The 7,944-nt window shown below is 60.5% G+C and carries 5 protein-coding genes; all 5 read right to left on the bottom strand.

What is annotated here, in order from left to right; all coding sequences use genetic code 11:
* Positions 1–278 precede the first annotated feature (278 nt).
* The gene (locus tag TU80_RS23385; RefSeq protein WP_046381914.1) at positions 279–1,412 is read right to left on the bottom strand and encodes an ABC transporter permease; all 1,134 of its coding nucleotides are present in this window, start codon (positions 1,410–1,412) and stop codon (positions 279–281) included.
* 1 nt (position 1,413) lies between these two features.
* Positions 1,414–4,149, bottom strand: a complete 2,736-nt coding sequence (gene rbbA, locus TU80_RS23380; RefSeq protein WP_057005493.1) for a ribosome-associated ATPase/putative transporter RbbA — start codon at positions 4,147–4,149, stop codon at positions 1,414–1,416.
* Complete coding sequence (locus TU80_RS23375) at positions 4,146–5,219, bottom strand: HlyD family secretion protein (protein WP_057005492.1); 1,074 nt, start codon at positions 5,217–5,219, stop codon at positions 4,146–4,148. Before TU80_RS23375 ends, rbbA begins: the two co-directional genes overlap by 4 nt.
* 7 nt (positions 5,220–5,226) lie before the next feature.
* On the bottom strand, positions 5,227–6,699 hold the full coding sequence (locus tag TU80_RS23370; RefSeq protein WP_057005491.1) for an efflux transporter outer membrane subunit: 1,473 nt from the start codon (positions 6,697–6,699) through the stop codon (positions 5,227–5,229).
* Between the two features lie 342 nt (positions 6,700–7,041).
* A complete protein-coding gene (locus tag TU80_RS23365; RefSeq protein WP_052735746.1) occupies positions 7,042–7,893 on the bottom strand; it encodes a MipA/OmpV family protein in 852 nt (283 codons plus the stop codon).
* Between the last annotated feature and the right edge of the window lie 51 nt (positions 7,894–7,944).

Here is a 7,944-nt window from a genome sequence, read left to right as displayed (position 1 = left end):
GGCGATGTTGTGGGTCAGTTCCAGTGCCCGAGCGAGACGCATAAAAAAATCCGATGCCAGTGTAGGCATCGGATTTTGATTTTTTGCGGCCAAAGGTCAAGCGAGAAGGCTTAACTGATCGGCATTAAACCACAAGCCGGCTTTTTAATTGTCCGAAACAAGCCTATCCATTCTGAGAAATCAACTGATAGCGTCTCTATTCAGAGGCCATAAGGTATTTCTCTGTCCAATGGGGTTTAACGCCACCTAACCTCATCCGGCGATGTGATGGGCGAGGATCAGCCTCCATCCATCTGCGCAAGCATCCGGCGAAAACGCTGCAACGAAAGTGCGAACAGCACGCTGCCGATGAGTAGTAGCGCAAGAAGTTGAACCCACACCACGTCCAGCCCCGCGCCGCGGTACAGCACGCCTTCTCCCAACTGCACCAAGTGGGTGGTGGGTGCGGCCAGCATCAGGTACTGCACCAGCGTGGGCATGCTTTCGCGCGGAGTGGCGCCGCCGGAGAGCAGGATCAACGGCAACAGCACCAGCATCAGCAACAGGCCGAACTGCGGCATGCTGCGGGCCACGGTGGCCAGATAGATGCCCAGGGCGGTGTTGGCGAACAAGCTCAGCGCGGCGCCGACCAGGAACAGCCAGATCGAGCCTTCGATGGGTACGGCGAGCAACCCGCGTACCACGAACTGCAACGACAACGCCGCCGCCACCAGCACCACCGTGCCCATCGCCAGGACCTTGGCCAGCATGATCTGCGTGGGGGTGACCGGCATCACCAACAGGTGTTCGATAGTGCCGTGCTCACGTTCGCGGATCAGCGCGGCTCCGGTCAGAATGATCGCCAGCATGGTGATGTTGTCGATGATCTGCAGCAGGCTGCTGAACCAAGTCTTGTCCAACGCCGGGTTGAAACGTGCGCGCAGCGCCAGTTCCACCGACGGGGCCGAATTGCCGCGATAACGCTGCACGAAGGTCTTGACCTCATCGGTAACGATCTGCTCGACATAGGCGCTGCCGCTGAAGGCTTGATCCATGCGTGTGGCATCGACGTTGAGCTGCACCTGCGCGGGACGACCCGCCAGAACATCGCGCTGTAGGTTGGGCGGCATGTACAGCACGAAGGTATAGCGGCCGGAGTCCAGACCGGCGTCCATCTCGGCAACACTGATGTGCTCTGGTTGCGTGAACTGAGGCGGGTAGAAAGCGGTGGCGATGCGCTGCGACAGGGGCGAATCATCTTCGTCGACGAAGGCGATCGGTGCGTTGTTCAGGGTATCTGGAATGGCCGAGGCGGCCGTGTAGACCATCGCCGTGAAGCTGAAGACGATCAGCAGCAGCATGACCGGATCGCGCCACAGACTGCGAAGCTCCTTGACGCCCAGTTGCCAGATATTGGAAAAAGTGCGTTTCATCTCAGCGCTCCTGTTTGTGCAGCATCGCAATCGCCAGACCCATCACCAGCGGTAGGGCCACCAACAAAGCAATGAAGGACTGCTGCAGATCAGCCAGCCCCAAAGCCTTCGCGAATACGCCACGGCTGATGAGAAACATGTGGGTGGCCGGGTAGGCTTCGCCGATCAGCTTGCCGATGCCCTCCAACGAGGAAACGGGTGTAGTCAGCCCGGCGAACTGGGTGGCAGGCACCAGCGTGCCGATCAGCGCAGCGAACATCGCGGCGATCTGACTGCGCGTGACGGCCGATGCGACCAGCCCCATGCCGGTGGAGATCACCAGAAACACCAGGGTGGCCAGCGCCAGGGTGGCAAAGCTGCCCTTCATGGGCACGTCCAGTACGGTCACCGCCAGCACGCTCATCAACAGGAAGTTCAGCATTCCCAGCGCCACATAGGGCAGTTGCTTGCCAAGCAGGAACTCGGTGCGGGTGACAGGGGTGACGTAGAAGTTGATGATCGCGCCCAGTTCCTTCTCGCGCACCACGGCTAGCGCGGTCAGCATCGCCGGCAGCATCAACAGCAGCAATGGCACCACCGCCGGGACGATGGCGGGCAGGCTCTTGATGTCCGGGTTGTAGCGAAAGCGCGTCTGCACTTCGACCGGGTTGGTGTAGGTTTTGCCGTTCAATCGCTGGGATTTTTGCGTGAGCCAGAGCAGGTGCATGCCCTGCACATAGCCTTGCACGGTTTCGGCGCGGCTGGGCATGGCGCCGTTGATCCAGGCACCGACCTGGGCGTTGTGCCCCAGCGTCGCGTCGCGGGCAAAGCCGGACGGGATCTCGATGACCAGACTCAGTTCGCCGGTCTGCATGCGTCGGTCCAGTTCTGCGTAACTGTGCAACGGCGGGCGCTCAAGAAAATACGGCGAACCGGAGAGCGCCAGGGTGTAGTCATGGCTCAGGCCGGTCTGATCACGGTCAAGCACGGCGTAGCGCAGGTCATTGACGTCAGTGCTGATGCCATAGCCGATAACAAACATCAGCAGCAGCGATCCCAGTAGCGCCAGTGTGGCGCGTACCGGATCGCGCCGCAGTTCCAGCGACTCGCGCCAGGCGTAGCTGAGTAGACGCTGCAGGCTGAACGACTGAGCCTGTTCGGCTGCTGTTGCGGCCGTGCCGTGCTGTGTGGGAGCGCTCTCATCCGGCACATGCGCGGCATTGTTATCGGCCTCGATCAGATAACCGATAAAGGCCTCTTCCAGGCTGGCGGCACCGCGTTTTTCCACCAACTGCATTGGCGCATCACTGTCGAGCACCTTGCCCGCATGCATCATCGACATGCGGTCGCAGCGCTCGGCCTCGTTCATGAAGTGGGTGGAGATGAAGATGGTCACATGGTCGCGCCGCGACAGTTGCACCAACAAGCGCCAGAACTTGTCGCGCGCCACCGGATCGACGCCCGAAGTCGGCTCGTCCAGAATAAGCAGTTCGGGCTTGTGAACCATCGCCACGGCCAGCGATAGGCGCTGGCGCATGCCCATGGGGATGCTAGGCGGCAGGCTATCCATGACGTCCAGCAATTCAAAACGCCCGGCCATTTGCTGCACGCGAGCGTCGATCTCTGTGGCGGGCACATGGAATAGTTTGGCATGCAGGACCAGGTTCTGCTTTACCGTCAATTCGTTATAGAGCGAGAACGATTGCGACATGTAGCCTACGCGACTGCGTGTGGCAAGGTCGTGAGAGTCGATCTCCTTGCCGAACAGCCAGGCACGGCCTTCGCTGGCGGGTAGCAGGCCGGTGAGCATTTTCATCGTAGTGCTCTTGCCGCAGCCGTTGGAGCCGAGAAACCCGAAGATTTCTCCGCGACGGATGCGAAAGCTCACGTGATCCACAGCCGTGAAGTCGCCAAAGCGCATTGTCAGCCCCTGGGCTTGGATGGCGATATCATCCGGGTCGGTCTGCAAGGGAGGAATGACCACGGGCTCATGGTCTTGCTTTTTCTCGTCCGGCAGCAAACTGATGAAGGCCGATTCCAACGAATCGCAATGGGTGCGTGCCAGCAGTTCGGCAGGCGTGCCGGTGGCCCGTACCCGACCTTCGTCCATGACTGCCAGCCAGTCAAAGCCTTGTGCTTCATCCATGTAGGCGGTGGCGACGATCACACTCATGCCGACTCGCTGGCGACGGATACGGGCGATCAGTTCCCAGAACTGCGCGCGCGCCAGCGGATCGACACCCGTAGTGGGTTCGTCGAGGATCAGCAGGTCGGGATCATGGATCAGAGCGCAGCACAGGCTCAGTTTCTGCTTCATGCCCCCCGAAAGCTTCCCGGCGGGTCGCGCAAGAAATGGATACATGCCGGTGCTACGGGTCAAATCGTCGATGCGTCGGCGCCGTTCGCTGGCGTTTTGACTGAACAACCGTGCGATGAACTGCAGGTTTTCTTCCACTGACAGTGTGGGGTACAGGTTCTTGCCCAGGCCTTGGGGCATGTAGGCAATACGCGGGCAGATCTGGTCGCGGTGGGCCTTGCTGGCGATGTCGGCGCCCAGCACCTCTACTGTGCCTTGCTGTACCCGACGCGCGCCGGAGAGCAACGACAGCAGACTGGACTTCCCTACGCCATCCGGGCCGATCAGCCCTACCATGCAACCGCCAGGGATGTCCTGGGTGATGCCCGACAGCGCCTGGGTCTTGCCGTAGTGCAGGCTTACGTCCCGCAGGCGAACCACGGGCTCAGCGAGGCTGTTCATGGCAAGTCCCTAAGCTGCAAGGCTTCAGGCCATTGGGCCTGAGGAGCGGTCCTGATCCAGGCAACGCCGGGCAGGCCGGACTTTACATAATCCTGGTACTTGCTCAGCAATGCTTTGTCGATCCGAGCCTTGACCCGGAACATCAGCTTCTGCCGCTCATTGGCTGTCTCCACGAATTTGGGGGTGAACTGGGCCTGGCGCGAGACAAAGGTGACCGTGGCGGGTATCGGCAAGTGCGGCGCGGTGTCCAGCACAACGCGCACTTCACTGCCCAGGGCCACTTGCCCGGCGGCTTCGGTGGGCAAGAAGAAGCTCATGTAGACATCTGACAGGTCGATCAGGTTAAGCACCTTGCCGCCATCGCTGAGCATTTCGCCGGGCTGGGCCAGGCGATACTGCACGCGGCCACTGCGCGGGGCCTTGAGAGTGCTGTCGTCCAACTCGGACTGGATGCGCTCGACCGTGGCCTGCGCTGCCGCGACGGTCGATGTTGCGCCGGTGACTTCGGCGTCGCTGGCTTCGATGGCCGATCTGGCGGCGTTAGCCTGCGCGCGCGCGGCATTGAGCGCAGCGCCGGTATTCGCCACTCTGGCGCGGTCATCGTCCAACTCCTGGCCTGTTGTGGCGCCGTCCTTGACCAATACCTCGGTGCGTACCAGTCGACGCTGGGCGGCATTCAGTTCCGTATGGCGCTGAACCACGACAGCCTCGGCGGCGGCCTGCTCGCTGCGGCGCATGCTCACCTGCGCCTGAGTGGCCTTCACGGCATGTTCTGCCCGCTGCAATTGCGCCTGGGCCTCGCGCATCTGGGCCAGCAGCGAATCGATATGCATGTGTGCCAACACCTGCCCAGCCTGCACCTCGTCACCTTCATCGGCCAGGATCTGCGCGACGCGCCCACTAAATTTGGCGGCCACGTCCACCTCCGTGGCTTCAATGCGTCCATTGCTGACCATCAGACCGTCCGGCACAGCGCGTTGATCGAACCAGTCCCAGCCGATCCAGGTCGCACCGGCAATGGCCGCCACGATGGCAACTGCGGTGATTTTCTTCTTGATGGAGGCGCTCATGGCTGGGTTATTCCTCTGCAATATCTGAAAACAGGGTGGATGACGGCTGGTCGAGTAACGGGGCGTTCGGCACATGCCGTGAGCCGCCACCCAGTGCGGCATACAGCGCCACCCGGTTGCGTAGCAGTGCGTGTTGCGCTTGTACCTCTTGTTGCTGGGCCTGCAGACGATCACGTTCGGCGTCAAGCACCTCCAGGAAACTGGAGCGGCCACGGTCATGGCTCAGGAGCGCCAGCCGACTGCGTTCCTCCTGGATCTCGACGGCTTGCTGCTGCACTGATAGTTGCTGTTGCAGCCAGTGCTGCTTGGCCAGGGCATCCGCTACGTCGCGAAAGGCGCTCTGGATGGTTTGCTCGTACTCAACGACGGCAAGGTGTTTGCGCACATTCGCCAAATCCAGGTTGGCCTGGTTCAGTCCGCCATCGAAGACCGGCAACGACAGGCTTGGCGCGAAGTTCCAGGCACGGCTGCTTGCGCTGAATAAGTCACTCAGTTCTGCGCTGGCCAGGCCGCCGAAAGCGGTCAAGCTAATGCGCGGGAAGAAGGCCGCGCGGGCCGCGCCGATATGGGCATTGGCGGCACGCAGGCGATGCTCTGCTGCGACGATGTCCGGGCGGTTGATCAGCAGGTCGGATGGCAGGCCGGCATCCAGGGGCTGGACCAGGGTCTGATCGGCGACAGGCCTGTAGTTGGCATCGACGAGGTCAACCTGTCCGACCAGCAGATTCACGGCATTGTGTTGCAGGTCACGTTGCTGTTGCAGTTGCAGCGTCAATGCCTCGGCCTGGGTCAGCAGCGTCTGCACCTGGGTCAGTTCCAGCTTGGTCACTGACCCCATCTCGAACCGACGTGTGAAGATGCGCAGCGATTCGCTCTGGTTGGCCTGAGCGACATTAGCCAGGTGCAGGCGCTTATCCAGCTCGCGAAGGCTAATCCAGGCGTCGGCCACCTGCGCCACCAGGCTGATCGTCACTGCCTGATGCCCGGCCTGGGTCGCCAGGAATTGCTGCAAGGCTTCTTCGTTCAGGCTGGTGATACGTCCCCAGAAGTCGATCTCCCAACTGCTGATACCCACACCTGCCTTGAATTCGTTGCCCGTCGAGGTCTGACCGATTTCCGTCAGATCCGCAGGCGTGCGCGAGCGTTTCGCATCGACTCCCAGGGCAACCGTGGGCGTCAGGGCGCTGCGCTCGATGCGGTAGGCCGCCTGTGCTTGCCGAACCCGCAAAGCGGCACTGCGCAGGTCGTGGTTGTGAAGCAGCGCCTGGCGGATCAAAGCCTGTAGATGAGGATCTGGAAAATAGCTCTGCCAGGTTTTATCGGCCGCCGAGGTTAGTGCGGCATCCTCGGACTTTTTACCGCTCCTTTGCTGGTAATGCGCAGGCAAGGTGCTGTTGTCGGGGGTTGTATACGGCGGTATTAGCGTAGTGCAGCCTGATAGCAGCACCACCACAAATGCTGCATTGCACTGTCGTGACATGGCGTGAAGTTTCCGATCCAGAGGAGGCATGGAGGGAAGTGTGCTCTTCACGCGTCAATCGTCTTTCAAGGTTTAATCAAGATTTCATCAAGTGCGGCCAAATACCGGTCTGCGGAACAGACGCCCACGGCGCAACCTTGCCTTGAGCGTCTGAGATTATTTTGGAGGCTGTAGCGGTGTCGTCAGCACTGAAATGGGCGGCTCGCTCATGAGCAGCCAAGCGCCCGCCACCAATAACAAGACTGCCGCCACGGTGCAGGCCAACCAAATCAGTTTCCGGCACCCTGGCCTCCGCGCCGGGATGAGCTGTCTACGTAAGCGCACGGTGGATGTCTATTCGCCTCAGAATGAATAGTGCAATGAGGCAAAACTGGTGACGCCGGTTTTTTCTTCCACCACAGGACTTTTGTTCGCCTCTTCGCGGAACTCCATGACATTCAACCCGACCAACATCGCCCAATGCTGATTGAATTTATGTTGCCAGTCCGCTGACAACGAGTAGGCATAGACGCCGGAGTCGGCATCGAAACGAGAGAACCGGGAAGCCTGGGCCTGGGCATCGCTCACCCCGAAGTAGGTGCGGTTGTAGCGCTTATCCCCGGCATGCACGTTCATGCCAAGGGTAATCACATCACCTGCCGTTTTCAGTACGGTGCTTTCCAGGCCCAACCGGTAACGATTACCACGCTTATAACCAGCAACGCGCAGCTCTGCTTCACCCTTGATCGACAGCCAGGAGGTCAGATCCTGTGCCAGCTGAAACGTGGCAGTGGTCGCGCCTGTGACTTCACCCATCCCCTGGAGTCGCTTGGAGCCAGGGCGCCAAACGCTGTCTTCATCAGTACGGCCAAAGTCGTAGCCGATTGCCACGCTGGAGTAAAACCCGCTCTGAGTCAGGTATTCCGCGCCAAGGCCGCGCATGGAATCGGCAAAGAAAATGCCGCGATAAATACTCAGTGTCGGCACCAGCATGGCTCGCGATTGTTTTGCGCCCAGATAGCGAGGGGTATAGGCGGCACCCAGTCCCACCGTGACCTCGGTTTTTTCGCCAAACAAGCGGGTGGATACGTCAGCGACTTGCTGCTGGGCCTGGCTTTTCAGCGGCATCAGCAAGCAGAGGCTGCCGGTAATGAAAACCGAGACAGCGCTGGTCATGTGTTGCTTGTGTTTGTATCGAGAAACGGGCTTGCTCATGGCGGTTCATCCTTTGAGGTTCAGTACCCCGGTAGTGAGCCGCCTTCGATT

Source organism: Pseudomonas veronii (assembly GCF_001439695.1).
Lineage (GTDB): Bacteria > Pseudomonadota > Gammaproteobacteria > Pseudomonadales > Pseudomonadaceae > Aquipseudomonas > Aquipseudomonas veronii.
The sequence above is the reverse complement of the archived record's forward strand: the minus strand, read 5'-3'. Positions and strand labels throughout refer to the sequence as shown.